This window comes from Phocaeicola faecicola, from assembly GCF_013618865.1.
Taxonomy (GTDB): Bacteria; Bacteroidota; Bacteroidia; order Bacteroidales; family Bacteroidaceae; genus Phocaeicola; species Phocaeicola faecicola.
Genome location: NZ_JABSOE010000049.1, coordinates 19041 through 35836 on the forward strand (window position 1 = coordinate 19041; position 16796 = coordinate 35836).

13 protein-coding genes are annotated in these 16796 nt (G+C 46.6%); 12 read left to right on the plus strand and 1 reads right to left on the minus strand.

Annotated features, from left to right (window positions below; all coding sequences use genetic code 11):
* Positions 1–64 precede the first annotated feature (64 nt).
* The 11 genes from H3001_RS13265 (at position 65) to H3001_RS13315 (ending at position 13260) form a co-directional block, all read left to right on the plus strand.
* The gene (locus H3001_RS13265; RefSeq protein ID WP_004293827.1) at positions 65–1846 is read left to right on the plus strand and encodes a PKD-like domain-containing protein; all 1782 of its coding nucleotides are present in this window, start codon (positions 65–67) and stop codon (positions 1844–1846) included.
* 14 nt (positions 1847–1860) lie between these two features.
* Positions 1861–3951 carry a receptor L domain-containing protein gene (locus H3001_RS13270; RefSeq protein WP_004311297.1) on the plus strand — a complete coding sequence of 697 codons (2091 nt, stop codon included), beginning with the start codon at positions 1861–1863 and terminating at the stop codon, positions 3949–3951.
* Positions 3952–3979: 28 nt separating this feature from the next.
* The gene (locus H3001_RS13275) at positions 3980–5080 is read left to right on the plus strand and encodes a YncE family protein (RefSeq protein WP_004293828.1); all 1101 of its coding nucleotides are present in this window, start codon (positions 3980–3982) and stop codon (positions 5078–5080) included.
* A gap of 18 nt (positions 5081–5098) precedes the next feature.
* Entirely contained in the window at positions 5099–7177 is a 2079-nt protein-coding gene (locus H3001_RS13280; protein ID WP_004311295.1) for a TonB-dependent receptor plug domain-containing protein, read from the plus strand.
* A gap of 11 nt (positions 7178–7188) precedes the next feature.
* Positions 7189–8328 (plus strand): ABC transporter substrate-binding protein, encoded by a 1140-nt coding sequence (locus H3001_RS13285; protein WP_004289233.1) that lies wholly within the window; start codon positions 7189–7191, stop codon positions 8326–8328.
* Entirely contained in the window at positions 8329–9309 is a 981-nt protein-coding gene (locus H3001_RS13290; RefSeq protein WP_181215189.1) for a FecCD family ABC transporter permease, read from the plus strand.
* The gene (locus tag H3001_RS13295; RefSeq protein ID WP_004289235.1) at positions 9306–10064 is read left to right on the plus strand and encodes an ABC transporter ATP-binding protein; all 759 of its coding nucleotides are present in this window, start codon (positions 9306–9308) and stop codon (positions 10062–10064) included. The genes H3001_RS13290 and H3001_RS13295 overlap by 4 nt, the downstream gene beginning before the upstream one ends.
* Positions 10061–10627, plus strand: coding sequence for a DUF2284 domain-containing protein (locus tag H3001_RS13300; RefSeq protein ID WP_004289236.1), 567 nt, complete (start codon positions 10061–10063; stop codon positions 10625–10627). The genes H3001_RS13295 and H3001_RS13300 overlap by 4 nt, the downstream gene beginning before the upstream one ends.
* A 918-nt stretch (positions 10628–11545) precedes the next feature.
* Entirely contained in the window at positions 11546–11962 is a 417-nt protein-coding gene (locus H3001_RS13305) for a DUF3408 domain-containing protein (RefSeq protein WP_004327094.1), read from the plus strand.
* Positions 11963–11991: 29 nt separating this feature from the next.
* Positions 11992–12396, plus strand: a complete 405-nt coding sequence (locus H3001_RS13310; protein WP_181215190.1) for a DUF3408 domain-containing protein — start codon at positions 11992–11994, stop codon at positions 12394–12396.
* A 75-nt stretch (positions 12397–12471) separates the two neighbouring features.
* Complete coding sequence (locus H3001_RS13315; protein WP_181215191.1) at positions 12472–13260, plus strand: ParA family protein; 789 nt, start codon at positions 12472–12474, stop codon at positions 13258–13260.
* A 108-nt stretch (positions 13261–13368) separates the two neighbouring features.
* Here the strand turns inward: H3001_RS13315 and H3001_RS13320 are convergent, their stop codons facing one another.
* Entirely contained in the window at positions 13369–13530 is a 162-nt protein-coding gene (locus tag H3001_RS13320) for a hypothetical protein (RefSeq protein ID WP_153862836.1), read from the minus strand.
* A 987-nt stretch (positions 13531–14517) separates the two neighbouring features.
* On the opposite strand from H3001_RS13320, the gene H3001_RS13325 reads away from it, so the two are divergent.
* Positions 14518–16398: a carboxypeptidase-like regulatory domain-containing protein gene (locus H3001_RS13325; protein WP_181215192.1), complete on the plus strand. Its 1881-nt coding sequence runs from the start codon at positions 14518–14520 to the stop codon at positions 16396–16398.
* Positions 16399–16796: the final 398 nt, after the last annotated feature.

Consider the following 16796-nt stretch of genomic DNA (forward strand, 5'->3'; position numbering starts at 1 on the left):
AAAGAATACAAGGATATCCCTTCTGTCGGGGGTATCCCTGTTATTTTTCTAAAATCCACACATCATGCATCGTTTTCACTATTTTATTATTTCTGCCTGTATGCTGTTCACCTCCTGCAACAAGGATGAAGTCATTACCGAAGAAGTAGGAGGACAACCTATAATAGAACTTGACAGCGAGACCGGTATTTACACGGTCAAGGTCGATCACGAATTGACTATCGCCCCGACATACCAGAATGTTGAAGATGCTCTTTTTGCTTGGACGATAGACGGTACGCTGGTTTCTTCGGGTCCGTCTCTTCAACGTACATGGAATGAATGCGGGGATTTTTATGTCAAACTAAGAGTAGACAATGCGGAAGGCTATGCCGAAGAGGAACTGAAAGTAGAAGTGAAAGAACTCACCCCTCCGGTCATCTCACTGGCACTACCTTCGCAGGGGCTAAAAGTCGTCCGGAATACCGATTACACATTTACTCCCGATATTCAGCATTCGGATGTCGAAGGGTTCAAAATCGAATGGGTACGGGAAGGAAAAATCGTTTCCACCGAGAATACTTATACTTTCAATGAAAAAGAACTCGGTGTTTATACGGTGACAATCAACGCTTCCAATATAGATGGGACAACAACGAAAGACGTAAGCGTAGAGGTCGTGGAAACGATGCCCTACGTTGTCAAATTCCCGACCCCGTCTTACCTGCAAACATCCACGGACAGGTACACTTTTGCCGACCGTCCTGTTTTCCTGCGTCCGTTGTTGGAGTATTTCGACAATCCCCGTTTTGAGTGGAGTGTGGACGGTCAGGTCATGGAAGGAGAAGTGGAACGCATGTTCAAGTTCACGCCGTCCGCACCCGGAGAATACACCGTCTCCTGTACTGTGTCGGAAGACACACCGACGGAAAAAATAAGCAGGAATATCGACAAAGGGAAAACGGCTGTCACTGCCACCGTAAAAGTCGTTTGTGTGGACAAAAAGGAACAAGACGGCTTCCGGGCTTCGGGAAGTTCCAAGCTCTGGAATAAAGTCTATGAATATACCCCAGCTCCCGGCCAATTTATCAACGAGACGAGCACGATAGGCGGTATGACCGGCAACGAAACATCCCCTGAAGCGGCTGTCGCATGGGCAACACAGCGTTTGAAAGACAAACTGCACGTCTCTTTAGGTTCTTTCGGGGGTTATATCATCGTCGGCTTCGACCACAGTATTCCCAATTCGGGTAACCAATATGATTTCTGTGTTCAGGGGAACGCCTTTGACGGCAGTTCCGAACCGGGTATCGTATGGGTCATGCAAGATATAAACGGAAACGGATTGCCGGATGACGAGTGGTACGAACTGAAAGGATCTGAAGCAGGCAAGGAAGAAACAATACAGAATTTTGAAGTGACCTATTACCGTCCGGAAGGCAAAAAAATGGATGTCCAATGGATCAGTTCCGACGGTAGAAACGGCTGGGTAGACTATCTGTCCGCTTATCATACACAAGACTATTATTATCCGGCTTGGATTTCGGAAAACAGTTATACCCTGACAGGCACTTGTCTGGCCGCCCGCAACACCCAAGATTCTCAAACCGGTTATTGGGATAATCAGAGTTATGACTGGGGGTACGTGGATAATTTCGGAAACGACCAGATAGAAGGCGGCAGTACGGTGGATGGAAGCGGACAAAGGAACGGTTTCAAAATTTCCAATGCCATCCATGCCGATGGAACGGAAGCCAATCTGCAATATATTGACTTTATCAAAATACAATGCGGTGTTCTGGCCAAAAGCGGCTGGCTGGGCGAAGTTTCTACGGAGGTATTTTCTTTTGAGGATCTAACCAAATAATAAAAATTACAAGTATGAAAATTTATTTTCTTCCCATGCTCCTATCCTTGTTCTTTTTGGGAGCGTGTGACAAAAACGATGAAATTATACCTGAAGATGCAGATGAAAATTTCATCACATCGGTCGTGATGACCGTGGACGGGAAATCGTACACGGCCGACATTACGGACAATACAGTAACAATAACCGTTCCCTATACGGTATCGCTGAACAACGCCGAAGTGGAATTCAAGTACACAACTTCTGCAACAATCATACCTGATCCTGAAACGGTAACGGACTGGGATAACGAACGAACCTTCCGGGTGACATCCTATAACGGAGATGCCCGCGAATATACCTATAAGGTCGTGAAAAGCGAGATAGAATCTGACGGAGATGTGGAGTTGAAGACCACCGAGGAGGTAGCTTCTTTTGCCGCAACCAAAACAACCGTTGTCAAAGGGAACCTGATTATCGGCTCTGATGCGGAAGAGGCAGAAAAAATCACTGACATATCTGCATTGGCATCTTTGAAAGAGGTTACTGGCAACATTGTCATTCGTAACAGTTACAACGGTGCAGACTTGACAGGGTTGGATAATATCGTTTCTGCCGGAGGTTTACAGGTAGGTTCGACCGATGTCGCCTCGAAAGCTACGGAACTTCACATGATTTCCATGAAAGCATTGGAAACGCTCTCCGGAGACATATCGGTATATAACGACCAAGTGACGTATGTCCTATTCGAGAAACTGGCAACTATTGAAGGAAGCGTGATGTTCAATGCGTCGTCGTTACAGAGTTTTGAGTTTCCGGTTCTGACTACTGTAGGTCAGGATCTGAATCTTCAAGGACTCAATGAAGAGAACACAGCAGCCGGTTCGATTGCGTCTTTGGAAATACCGGAACTGACAAGTGTCGGAGGGGTCTTGTCCGTAAACAATCTTGCCAAGCTGACTTCCATGAGCTTCCTTAAGCTGAAAGAGACCGGTGGCCTTGATTTCCATACCGTCCCCGTGATGTTGGAAACCATCAACCTTCCGGAAATCGAAACAGTAAACGGAAGTATTATTATGGAAGCCAATATGGAAGCTCCTCCTACCGGTAGTTTTGTTCCCCAACGAAATGACGTGCTTCAGGCTTTCGGTGGAATGGACAAACTGACAACGATAAAGGGACAGATAAAGATAAAGAATTTCACGGCACTCAAACAACTTCCCGACTGGAGCAAGATCACCACACTTGGAAGCATCACGCTGGATTATCTTGAAGATGTGAGCGGAACACTGCTGTTGCCGAACGCCCGATTTGAAACCTTCGGAGAAACAGCGCCCCAGATTGAAATTATAAACAAGGTGCAGCTCTCCAAAATTGAAACAGCCGAAGATTTGTCAAATGTAAATTTTGTCATCACCAGTCTCACGAATAATAAGTTCCCTGAAATCACGTTCAAGAATATCAAAGACTTCACTTGTAAGCCAACCACCAACAATACCGATTATACCATATCGACAATTCAACATGTATATGGAAATCTAAATGTGACAGGCCAAATGCGAAGCAATGCCAAATTTCCCGACTTGGAAATCATAGATGGATATGGATATATCCAAATACCCATGTTTGCTTCAATCACAATGCCAGTCTTGAAAGAAGTGGGAGGACAGTTCTATTTATCTGGAAATTTTACCAGTTGTAACTTGCCCTTACTATCCAAAGTTTGTTGTTCAGCTTCTCCTGTATATTATAAAGAGGGAGAGGGTTCGTTAGCAATATCTTTACAAAGTAAATCGCTGGATATTCCGGAATTGCTTCACGTAGGAGGTGAAGGGTTGTTCGTTAATAAAGCAACAGGCATTACTTGTGATAAATTACAGACTATAGATGGTACACTACAGATAAAAAGTGCGACTTCTCTTTCTCAGGAAACACTTTCCATGGAGAAGTTGGAGACCTTGCATGGGGTTGTTTTTGACGGTTTGACGAAATTTACCGACTACACTTTCTTCGGCAAGTTTATAGAAAACGGAATGATTACGGGGGAAAGTTGGAGCGTGACGAAATGTGGGTATAACCCAACCTTCCAAAATATGAAGGACAAACAATATACGCAGCAGGATTAAACCTTATACCTTAACCAGAGTACCCGTAATGATTCGGGTACTCTTTTTTATCCGAATGACAATGAGCAGAACAATACAACGGATTTGCCTTTTTCTTTTCTGCCTGCCAGTTTTCGGCAGTTGCATGAAATGGGATTACGGAGAGATGGAAGATTTCTCTGTATCGGCCTCTGGTCTTTTCATTACCAACGAGGGGAATTTCCAGTACAGCAATGCCACGCTTTCCTACTACGATCCCGCCACGTGCGAAGTGGAGAATGAAGTGTTTTACCGTGCCAACGGGTTCAAGTTGGGCGATGTGGCCCAGTCTATGGTTATCCGGGACGGTATAGGCTGGATCGTGGTGAACAACTCGCATGTGATTTTCGCCATCGACATCAATACTTTCAAGGAAGTGGGCCGTATCACAGGTTTCACCTCACCCCGGTATATCCATTTTCTGTCGGATGAGAAAGCCTATGTGACGCAGATATGGGACTACCGTATCTTCATCATCAACCCCAAGACATACGAGATTACCGGCTATATCGAATGTCCAGACATGGACATGGAATCGGGTTCCACCGAACAAATGGTACAATACGGCAAGTACGTCTATGTGAACTGCTGGTCGTACCAGAACCGCATCCTGAAAATCGACACGGAGACGGACAAGGTCGTGGACGAACTGACCATCGGCATACAACCTACTTCGCTGGTCATGGACAAATACAACAAGATGTGGACCATCACGGATGGCGGTTACGAGGGTAGCCCATACGGTTACGAGGCACCGTCTCTCTATCGTATAGACGCCGAGACTTTCACCGTAGAGAAACAGTTCAAGTTTAAGCTGGGCGACTGGCCTTCGGAAGTCCAGCTCAACGGTACACGGGATACACTTTACTGGATCAACAACGATATTTGGCGAATGCCGGTGGAAGCCGACCGTGTTCCCGTCCGGCCTTTTCTGGAGTTTCGGGACACCAAATACTACGGCCTTACGGTCAATCCCAACAACGGGGAGGTATATGTGGCCGACGCTATTGATTACCAGCAACAAGGTATCGTGTATCGCTATTCGCCGCAAGGCAAGCTGATCGATGAATTTTACGTGGGAATCATTCCGGGAGCTTTCTGCTGGAAATAACGAGGAAGGAGGACAAAAATGAAAAGACATCTTATTCTATTGTTCGTGGGGGTAAGCCTGCCCTTTCTGCTTGCCGCCCAGCAGAAAAATTCCGTCAGCATTACCAAAAGGGTACTACGTATTCCGGAGGTTACGGTGGTGGGCAAACGACCTATGAAGGATATAGGCGTGCAACGAACCCGTTTCGATTCCATCGCCATGAAAGAGAACATCGCCTTGTCTATGGCCGATGTGCTGACATTCAACTCATCCGTTTTTGTCAAGAACTACGGACGCGCCACGTTATCCACCGTGGCTTTCCGGGGTACCTCTCCCTCGCATACCCAAGTGACGTGGAATGGTATGCGCATTAACAACCCGATGCTGGGCATGACGGATTTTTCCACCATCCCTTCTTACTTTATCGATGATGCCTCGCTGCTGCACGGAACGTCATCGGTAAACGAAACGGGCGGCGGCTTGGGTGGTCTGGTCAGGCTCTCCACTTCTCCGGCCAACCATGAAGGGTTCGGGTTGCAGTACGTGCAGGGAGTGGGGTCGTTCAGCACGTTCGACGAGTTTCTCCGCCTGACCTACGGTGACAAACACTGGCAGTCCTCCACCCGTGTGGTGTATTCCTCTTCCCCCAACGACTACAAATACCGAAACCGGGACAAGAAGGAAAACATCTATGACGAGGACAAGAACATCATCGGTTCCTATTACCCGACGGAACGCAACCGCAGCGGGGCTTATAAGGATCTGCACGTCTTGCAGGAAATTTATTATAACACGGGCGAAGGCGACAAGTTCGGGCTAAACGCCTGGTATATCAATTCCAACCGGGAACTGGCGATGCTCAGCACGGATTACGGGAACGACATGGACTTCGAGAACCGCCAAAGGGAGCAGACGTTTCGCGGCGTCCTCTCGTGGGATCGCGTGCGGGAGAAATGGAAGGTCGGTGTAAAAGGCGGCTATATACACACATGGATGGCCTATGATTACAAGCGGGACAAGGGAAACGGCGAAATGGCTTCGATGACCCGCTCACGCAGTAAGATTAACACGTTCTACGGAAGTGCGGACGGGGATTATGCTCCTTCAGAGAAATGGCTGTTCACGGCCGGTGTTTCCGTACACCAGCATTTGGTGGAAAGCGCGGACAAAAATATCATCTCGCAGGAAGGTAACAAGGCTGTTGTCGGGTATGACAAGGGACGTGTCGAGTTTTCCGGTTCCGTTTCTGCGAAATGGCGGCCTGTCGATCGTTTTGCCGCCTCGCTTGTCCTTCGCGAGGATATGTTCGGTACGGAATGGGCCCCGGTTATCCCGGCTTTCTTCATCGACGGGGTACTGTCGAAAAAAGGCAATATCGTGGCGAAAGCATCCATCTCCCGGAACTACCGTTTTCCCACGCTGAACGACCTCTATTTTCTGCCGGGCGGTAATCCCGACCTGAAAAGCGAGCACGGCTTCACATACGACGTGGGGTTGTCGTTCTCGGTGGGGAAAGAAAATGTATATGCTTTGAGCGGTGGTATCAACTGGTTCGATTCGCACATCGACGACTGGATCATCTGGCTACCCACAACCAAGGGATTCTTCTCCCCCAGAAACCTCAAAAAGGTACATGCTTACGGGGCAGAGACCAACGCCCACCTTGATATAATGCTCGGAAAGGACTGGAAACTGGATATGAACGGAACTTTCTCGTGGACTCCCTCGATCAACGAGAGCGAACCGATGAGTCCGGCAGACCAATCCGTCGGCAAACAGTTGCCATACGTGCCGGAGTTTTCCGCAACGGTGACCGGACGTCTGTCATGGCGGACATGGAGCCTGCTTTACAAATGGTGTTATTACAGCCAGCGTTATACCATGTCGAGTAATGACTATACCCTGACGGGCTATCTGCCCCCTTACTTCATGAATAACGTGACACTGGAAAAACAGCTCTCTTTCCGATGGGCCGATCTGTCGCTAAAGGGCAGCATCAACAACCTGTTCGATGAAGAATACCTTTCCGTATTGTCCCGTCCCATGCCGGGCATCAATTTCGAGATATTCATCGGCATAACACCCAAGTTCGGAAAAAACAAAAATAGTAAACGATAATCTGCATCAATATGAACGCATTAAAGAATTTAAGCCTGATTTTGTTGCTTTCTCTGGCATTTACAGGCTGCCACAACAAAAGCTCAAAAATCAATGATTTCAACCTGCTGCTTTATGCTCCCGAATATGCCTCCGGCTTCGACATCAAAGGGGCGGGCGGGAAGGAAAGCGTACTGATAACCGTCAGGAATCCCTGGCAGGGAGCGGACAGTGTAACCACATGGCTGTTTATCGTCCGCAACGGTGAAGAGGTTCCCGAAGGGTTTGCAGGACAGGTACTCAAAGGAGACGCCAAACGTATCGTGGCGATGTCTTCCACTCATATCGCCATGCTTGACGCAATCGGTGAAGTCCGGTGTATAACCGGCGTTTCGGGAATCGACTACATTTCCAACCCAGACATCCAAGCCCGCCGCGACAGTATTGGCGATGTCGGCTATGAAGGGAACATCAACTACGAGTTGCTGCTCTCGCTCGATCCCGACCTCGTTCTGCTCTATGGGGTGAACGGCGCAAGCGCAATGGAAAGCAAACTCGAAGAACTCGACATACCGTTCATGTATGTCGGCGATTATCTTGAAGAGTCGCCTCTCGGCAAGGCCGAATGGATGGTAGTGCTTTCAGAAGTCACAGGAAAACGTGAGAAGGGTGAAAAAGCCTTTGCCGCAATCCCGGTCAGATACAACGCCTTGAAAAAGAAAGTGGCCGACAGTACCCTCGGCACTCCTTCGGTTATGCTTAATGTTCCCTATGGCGACTCGTGGTTCATGCCTTCAACCCAAAGTTATGTAGCCCGCTTGATTACTGATGCGGGAGGCCGCTATATCTACCAGAAGAACACGGGAAACGCTTCTATCCCCATTGACTTAGAAGAAGCATATCTGCTCGCGTCGGATGCGGACATGTGGTTGAACGTGGGAATGGCGAACTCCCTTGACGACTTGAAGGCATCATGTCCGAAATTCACCGATACCCGATGTTTCAAAAATGGAGAGGTGTATAACAACAACGCCCGTACCAACACAGCCGGGGGTAACGACTATTACGAGTCTGCCGTCGTGAATCCTGACATCGTGCTCCGCGACCTCGTGAAGATATTCCATCCTGAACTGGTGCAGGAAGAGTGTGTGTATTACAAGCAACTGAAATAGATGCGTTCCCGTTCGACTATATTATTCTCCATATTGATTACGCTCACGGTCGGTCTTTTTTTACTGGACTTGGCCGTGGGAGCTGTCAACATTCCGATCCGCGATGTATGGGCAGCACTGACCGGGGGAAATTGTTCCCGTGCCACGGAAAAAATCGTACTCAACATACGCCTCATAAAAGCTATAGTGGCACTGTTGGCCGGGGCTGCCTTATCGGTCAGCGGTCTTCAGATGCAGACCCTCTTCCGTAATCCTCTTGCCGGTCCCTATGTCCTTGGCATCAGTTCCGGTGCAAGTCTCGGTGTGGCACTTGTGGTACTTGCCGGGATCGGTTCATCAATAGGCATTGCCGGAGCAGCGTGGGTGGGTGCGGCTGTCGTGTTGCTCGTGATAACTGCCGTCGGACAGCGAATAAAAGACATCATGGTAATCCTGATTCTGGGCATGATGTTCTCATCGGGCGTAGGTGCTGTCGTGCAGATATTGCAGTACCTCAGCAAAGAGGAATCGCTGAAAGCCTTTGTCATTTGGACGATGGGGGCTTTGGGTGACGTCACCTCCGGACAACTTCTGATTCTTGTTCCATCGGTGTTTGCCGGACTGCTGTTGGCTGTACTGACCATCAAACCGCTTAACCTCCTGCTGTTCGGAGAGGAATATGCCGTAACAATGGGACTGAATATTCGGCGTTCACGCAGCCTGTTGTTTCTCTCGACAACGCTGCTCGCCGGAACGATAACCGCTTTTTGCGGTCCGATAGGTTTCATAGGTCTCGCTATGCCTCATGTCACAAGAATGCTTTTCCAAAATAGCGATCATTATGTCCTTCTGCCCGGAACAATTCTTTCGGGAGCATCGATATTGCTTCTTTGCGACATCATTTCTAAAATATTCACCTTGCCGATCAACGCCATTACAGCTCTATTGGGAATCCCAATCGTCGTATGGGTGGTTTTACGCAACAAATCCATCACCGCATGATAGAATTACAGCATTTTTCCATAGGTTACAAAGAAAACTCGTTGCTCCACGAGGTAAATGCCACGATAAAAAAAGGTCAACTGACAGCCCTTATCGGAAGAAACGGGACAGGAAAATCGACGTTGCTCCGCGCCATAGCCGGTCTGAACCGGTGTTATTCCGGAAAAATCATTCTCGACGGGCACGACATCGCCTGCATGAAAACCGAAGATATGGCAAAAACGCTGGCTGTCGTCACGACCGAGCGTACGCGCATCGCCAACCTGCGGTGCAAGGATGTCGTAGCCATAGGCCGTGCTCCTTATACCAACTGGATAGGTAGGATGCAAGAAACAGATAAGGAGATAGTCATGCAATCGCTCATTTCGGTGGGAATGGAGGCTTATGCAAACCGCACGATGGATAAAATGTCGGATGGCGAATGCCAGCGTGTGATGATTGCTCGTGCATTGGCACAGGATACTCCTATCATTCTCCTTGATGAACCGACTTCCTTTCTTGACATGCCTAATCGCTACGAACTTGTGGCGTTGCTTCGTAGGCTTGTCCACGACGAGAAAAAATGTATCATGTTCTCGACACATGAACTTGACATCGCGTTGTCCATGTGCGATTCGATAGCATTGTTAGATACCCCGAATTTAAGTTGCTTGACCGCGTCTGAAATGCAGAAAAGCGGATACATTGACAGACTTTTCCAAAATGAAAACATCCGTTTCGACTCCTTATGCGGTACAATGATTTTGAAACAATGAGTATATACACTGTAGAAAATTTTACTTCAGACATCACTGTTGAAGGATACATCGCCGAATTCCGTGACGAACCACATTTTCTTGAACTTTGCAAACAATGTACCAATTACGGTAAAAGTTGGGGGTGTCCTCCATTTGATTTTGATACGGAATCGTTTCTCCGACAATACAAGTATGCACATCTTATGGCAACGAAGATAATCCCTGAAGACAAAGATATTCCGATTGAATATACACAAAAACTCATTTTACCGGAACGGATACGAATCGAGAGCGAATTATTGGATATGGAACGGAAATATGGAGGGCGTTCATTTGCCTATATAGGTAAATGTCTTCACTGCTCAGATAACGAGTGTACGCGTAACTGCGGCACACCATGCCGACACCCGGAAAAAGTGCGTCCGTCACTCGAAGCCTTCGGATTTGACATAGCCAAAACGCTTTCTGAACTTTTTAACATCGAACTTCTTTGGGGAAAGGATGGCAAATTACCTGAATATCTTGTTCTCGTAAGCGGATTTTTTCATAATGAATACGAACTTTGCAACATAGCATACTAATGATTCGGACATGAAATAAACAGACAAACTAACCACATTCGGTTCAATCTGTTTTGTGATTTCAAATGAATTATAATTAGATATGTAAAAAGCGACGCTGGAGCTTGAAATAAGTAACGGTTTATCGGTGTATTCTCCGTTAAACCGTCCTGTTTTCGTTAAACGAAAACACAACTTGCTGTCCGCAGGAGCGGACCACATTTATCCAATAATTATTGTGTATTAGCCCATTGTATGGCTATTCTCCTGTGATTTACGAGGCATTTCCATCAGGTGTTTGCCGGCTGCTCTCCCCATAAAAGGGTGGATATCTCTCCATAATCATATGACTTACGTCCATAATTCGGGAATAAGGAGGCGAATATACGGGAAATCTGCCCTTTACATGCCCTATTGTCCATTAATGGATTGTTACTTCTACACATCTACAAATGGAGAGCGGCAGTGAGCCGTATATGGTTTATGGTTTTTCTGCATTATCTTCATTAATGGATTACTACTTCTACACTTCTGCAAATGGAGAATGTAGCCGTGTACACCTTATGGTCTTCCTTCATAATTCTCCATTAACGGATTAATACTTTTACACTCCCATAGACCGATAATTTAAGAATCCGTATCCGGACGGATGCGCGCTCTCACGCCTGCCCATAAGGATTAAAAAGGAACGGTGGACAAGGAAACGGAATCCCGCTCGCTTTTCCACACCACTACGGGCCTCTGATGTCGCCTCCGCATAGGAAGAACCGTCCGAACGGAACGGCATCTCCGTCCCCCCCCCCCGTCATGTGTATCATGACAATAACTGACTTTGGATGACTATAAGTGACAGGTGGTTTCATCCTGTTCTCTTCTTCCTTTATTTTGTATTCCGAGACAATACCAGTTGTGTAATTTAATAATTTAAGATTTTAAAATATGGATTCAGAAAAGGAAAAGAACCGGCTTTCCGATATCGTTCTCGAGAGGGTCGGACTCACGGGGAACCTTCTGTCAGCTCCCGTTTCCCCATCCCTGGAACCAGTGGTGGAGATACCAAGTCATGGAAGTCAGGTCCGGGCAGGGAAAGTGACAGGTCCGGAGGAATACAAGAGGAGGTTTCTGGTTCCCGCTCCCAGAGCCGCTGAGTGGAAGACCGCCTACATTGATGGGAGACTGCACCGCCGGATTGCCATGCTGGTCAGGGCCGCCGGCTGCGGCAGCATCTCCGGTTTTATCATCCGGTTGTTGGAACTCCATATGGAGGAACACAGGGAGGACATCGCCTCCCTGCTCGGTGAGGTCTACCGTCCCTGGGATGAGGACGGACAGCCGGGAGGAACACCTCGCCGATAAAACGTTGTCATTGTCCAAGAAGGCATATCATGACAGGAAAGAACGTAAAAGAGCGGATTGGTCTTGGCGGGATGGACGCGGACCGCATCCGTGAGATCATGGGGGAAGCACCTGCCTGTCCCCGGAAGAGACGTGGAACGTCCGGTAACGACATTATACGTCCCGCAAGGAAAAATGGCCCCATGCAACCGTCCGTCTACGGGGAGGAATACCTGCATGGCATTGCGGGCGTGCAGCGTCGGTCGCTGCATATTCCCGCCGCCCTGCACCGGAAACTGTCCATCCTGGCGGGAGCCTCGGGAAACGGAAAGGTCACTCTGGAGGGGTTCATCAACCACCTTGTCTCGCGGCATCTGGAAGAATACAGGGAAACGACGGACATGATTCTGGAGGAGTCCCTGCCCGGCCCGGTCATAAAGGCTCGTCCCCCATGACAGGGGATCTCCCCCGATGGGAGCATTATTTTTGTTTCTGAAACAATAGTGTTTAACTTTTAATGAAAAAGAAGTATGATGAAAAAAGAAAAAGAGTTGTTGGTTGCCATCGCCAGCCAGAAGGGTGGCGTGGGAAAATCCGTCTTTACGGTACTGCTGGCCAGTGTCCTGCATTACCGCAAAGACGTGCGTGTGGCGGTTGTGGACTGTGACTCCCCGCAGCACAGCATCGCCCTGATGCGTGAGAGGGACATGGAGAATGTCATGAAAAATGATGACCTGAAGGTGAACCTGTATCGGCAGTACGAAAGAATCCGTAAGCCTGCCTATCCGGTCATCAAAAGCGACCCGGAAAAGGGGGTGGAAGACCTGCGGCGTTATATGGACGAAAAAGGGGAGACTTTCGATATCGTGCTCTTCGACCTTCCCGGAACGCTCCGCAGCGAGGGGGTGGTTCATACCGTTGCCGCGATGGACTATATCTTTGTCCCGCTCAAGGCGGACAACATCGTCATGCAGAGTTCCCTGCAGTTTACCAAGGTGCTGGAAGAGGAGCTGATCGCCAAGGGGAACTGCAACTTGAAAGGAATCCGGCTGTTCTGGAACATGGTGGATAGAAGGGGACGGAAGAATTTGTATGATGCCTGGAACCGGGGCATCCACAGGATGGGGCTGCGGCTGCTGTCCTCACACATTCCGAACACCCTCCGCTACAACAAGGAGGCGGACCCTGTCTGTAAGGGTGTCTTTCGTTCCACGCTGTTTCCACCCGATCCCCGTCAGGAGAAAGACTCCGGCCTTCCTGAACTGGTGGAGGAGATATGCCATGCCATCGGTCTGGAGGAATCCGATACCGAGCGGTAGCGGATGATAGGATACAGACACCTTGAATAAGGGCTTTTAGCCTAAGATAAAGTAAGATAATTGCATGATAATAAGTTTTTTACAGATGTGACTTCTCCTATAAAAGCATTACCTTAGTAGTGTAATGTGCGCCAAGAGGTCACACAAGTAATTGTTCAGCATCGTGTCTGAACCTATTGTTCCATCAATAGTAGCCTGAAGAGGCGTACGTGACTGGCAACGGTCGGGTGCGAAGCCCTCTTGACAACGACGTTCCAACCTAAGCATCATAGGCGAAGAATGTCAAAGCTGACTGATATGAGTAACCTAAGTGAATCGCCGTACCATCGTGACTATGAATTAGCTCACGGATATTTATGGGCCATTCCAAAAGGCAAGCAGTCAGGATAGTACGCTGTTACATCGTGCTACACGGATGTCGCACTGCTGGTGGATAGGCGGAGTCTAAGTCGGTCGTCAGTTATTTGTGCGAAACTTGGTAAGCCCGTATCTCTCCCGTCAGCCAATAACCGATGGGTGGCCAATTGTAAGAGCGGCCGAATGAGGTGCGGGTAAAGGATTGTGGAGAAAGCGAATGCCATGGTGTAATGCCCTGGATAAAGGTTTCAACGTCACCCTACGCGAAAGCGGGCAGACTTCCACAGGGTAATTCTTTGTGAAACGAATTGTAGAACTTCAAGTATAAAGAAACAGCAAAGGAACAAGGCGCAAGCCGAGTGTGCATCTTCAGCCGGACGCAAAACCGTGTGGAAAGGAATAGACTTCGCACGATGCGAACGTAAGGTATCAATCGTTCACTGACTGCTATGTTCGGTATTAATGCAGACTGAATCCTTAATCATTTATCCAAACTCTTGAAATATCAAAGCCTGATTTAAGTGCAGATAACTGATAGAGTTTGGATAAATGGAAAGTTTGAATAAAATACATTATTATCAATTTCTACAGATATTTTTCCTTGCGCTCACACCCCACTGCATATTTGAGAAAACAGAATGATTTAACATACTATTTTTCATATCCAATCTTTTTTAATACTCCCCATGATAATACTCACTATAAAAAGTCCAATCGAATAATTTTACGCGGTGATAAATGAAATTAATAGAAAGCGATTACCTTTGAAGAAAAAGTCTGTAATTTGGTCAAGAGAAAAGTACAATAGGTCAAAACATGGATATTATAATTCGCTTTATTTGCACTACCATTTTAAATCTAATTGTATTAATCCTTATTATAAACTTTAATATCTGCACTATGAAGAGAAAAGTACTATTAAGCACATTGTTTCTAATACTACATTTCACTGTAGCATTAGCACAGCAAGTAACTATTTCAGGGCAAGTGTTGGATGAGAAGAGTGAACCTCTTATCGGTGCCACGATAAATATCGAAGGTACCACCAATGCAGTAATCACCGATTTAGAAGGAAAGTTCACGATAAAAGTACTTCCTTCTGAAAAACTGGTCATCAGTTATCTGGGATATAAGCCCAAAACTATCACTATCGGAAAGAACCGAAGATTTGATATCATTCTAGCCCCTTCAGTCACAGAGATGGATGAGGTGGTTGTTGTAGGCTATGGTAGCCAGCGAAAAAGTGATATTGCAACCGCCGTTGCTTCTGTGAATATAAAAGATATTGTAAACAGTAGTTCTACGCAGACGTTGCAAGCACTACAAGGCAAAATCAGCGGAGTACAGATTATCCCCACAGACGGTTCATTGTCAAGCGGAATGACTTTCAGAATCAGAGGTGTCAACTCCGTCACAGGAGGAACCCAGCCTCTCTTCGTCATTGATGGTGTACCAATGCCTACTCAACAGATTACCAATGAAGATACCGAAACGGTAAACAATCCTCTGCTGGGACTGAATCCAAATGATATTGAATCCAATTTGAATTATTGGAATCCTCGTCCTATCAAAAAGGATAATCCATATTTGACCGTCCAAAGGAAGCTCTCTCCACAGACTGTGGAGGATTTCGCCAATAGACTGTTCATCTACCAGGTAGGAAAAAACAATCATATCGGCTTTCCATTCCGCAAACCCTCCCAGATGGAAATCCTTAACTTTGAAATGAGGAACTATTTTGCAGAGACCAATACCAATTATAAAGCCTTTGCCACGGGTGGTGACAAGGCACAAAGCTGTTGGATGGCCAATTTTGTTCCTTTTGACAAGGTTACAGACATATATCTCTTTGAATCCGCTATTGACGCAATGAGTTTCTACGAAATAAACCATTATACTAAAGAAACCACATGCGCATTCATAAGCACGGGGGGATATGTCACCAAATCCCAAATAGAGAATATAAGCCGTATATTCCCATCTGATAAGGTAAAGTGGAATTGTTGCTATGACAATGATGCCAGCGGTAATGGTTTTGACATCACCACAGCATATTATCTCAAAGGTGAGGAATGTAAAGCTTTTGCAAGGACCAACACTGGAGACACATATAAGACCATCTATTTAAGTTTCCCGGATGGAAACACACAGACCTTCAAAGAAGATGCATTTTCCTCCGGCGAGTATCTTAAACAACATGGTATAGACAATGTAAATATCATCAAACCTTCACGGTACAAAGATTGGAATGAGCTTCTTGTCTATTACAAAAGATTTGATTTGAACCTGGGTCCAGGAATGAAATTCATCCCGGCTATCGAAAAGACCATATCCCAACTGAATCTAAGAGGATATGAACAATTGGCCAATAGTATCAGTTCTTCCACAAAAGAACTGGCGGATTCTCTGCTTGAGCAAGCCAATTACTGCATTTCCGCACCTCTTGCCGAGAGCGGCGCTTATACTCTTATGGTAGACTGTAATGTCTTCATGGGGCTGGACACGATGGTACCGGTACCAAGCAACTTATATGTTATAGAAAAGTGCACGCAAAAAAAGATATCGGCACATGCCATAAATGAATTTCTTAAAAAAGAATATATAAACATTTTTAGAGACATGAGTTCATCTGATTTCAAAAATTTTCTAGAGAAAGACATCCTAACTTATACAAAGGGTGCTGTAGAAAAGAATTTTGAGAAAGTGATATTGACTTTCGGATGGAGCCTTAAACCTTCAATTCTAAAAAAAAAGAGTTTTGACTTAGAACATGGTATATAGCATAACAATACAGCATGATACCATAATAGTAGCTGTTTCAAGCAGACATGTTGTCACAATTCCTGCCAGGTTTAATGGAATGATTCTCGGGCTTTGGAACTTGATACAGATTTTCGTTGCCTACTGTAATGAGAATCCGAATTGGGTGAGTAATGTCCGGTCACTGTGGGGTGACCGATTCAAATAGGGACAGGTATGGAACGGATGCCTATTCATGCCCCTATTATAGCTGACACATGGACTTTTATACATTCTTGCACTTTTTAAGTGGGTCACTAGTGTCTCTTAAAAAATGTAAAACATCTCAATATGGCTCATTATGATGTAAAATCCAATTCTAGCTGACCGTCATTTTTGTAAAGGATGTCGTATTCAGCATGGCTAAATAGATCCTTGAT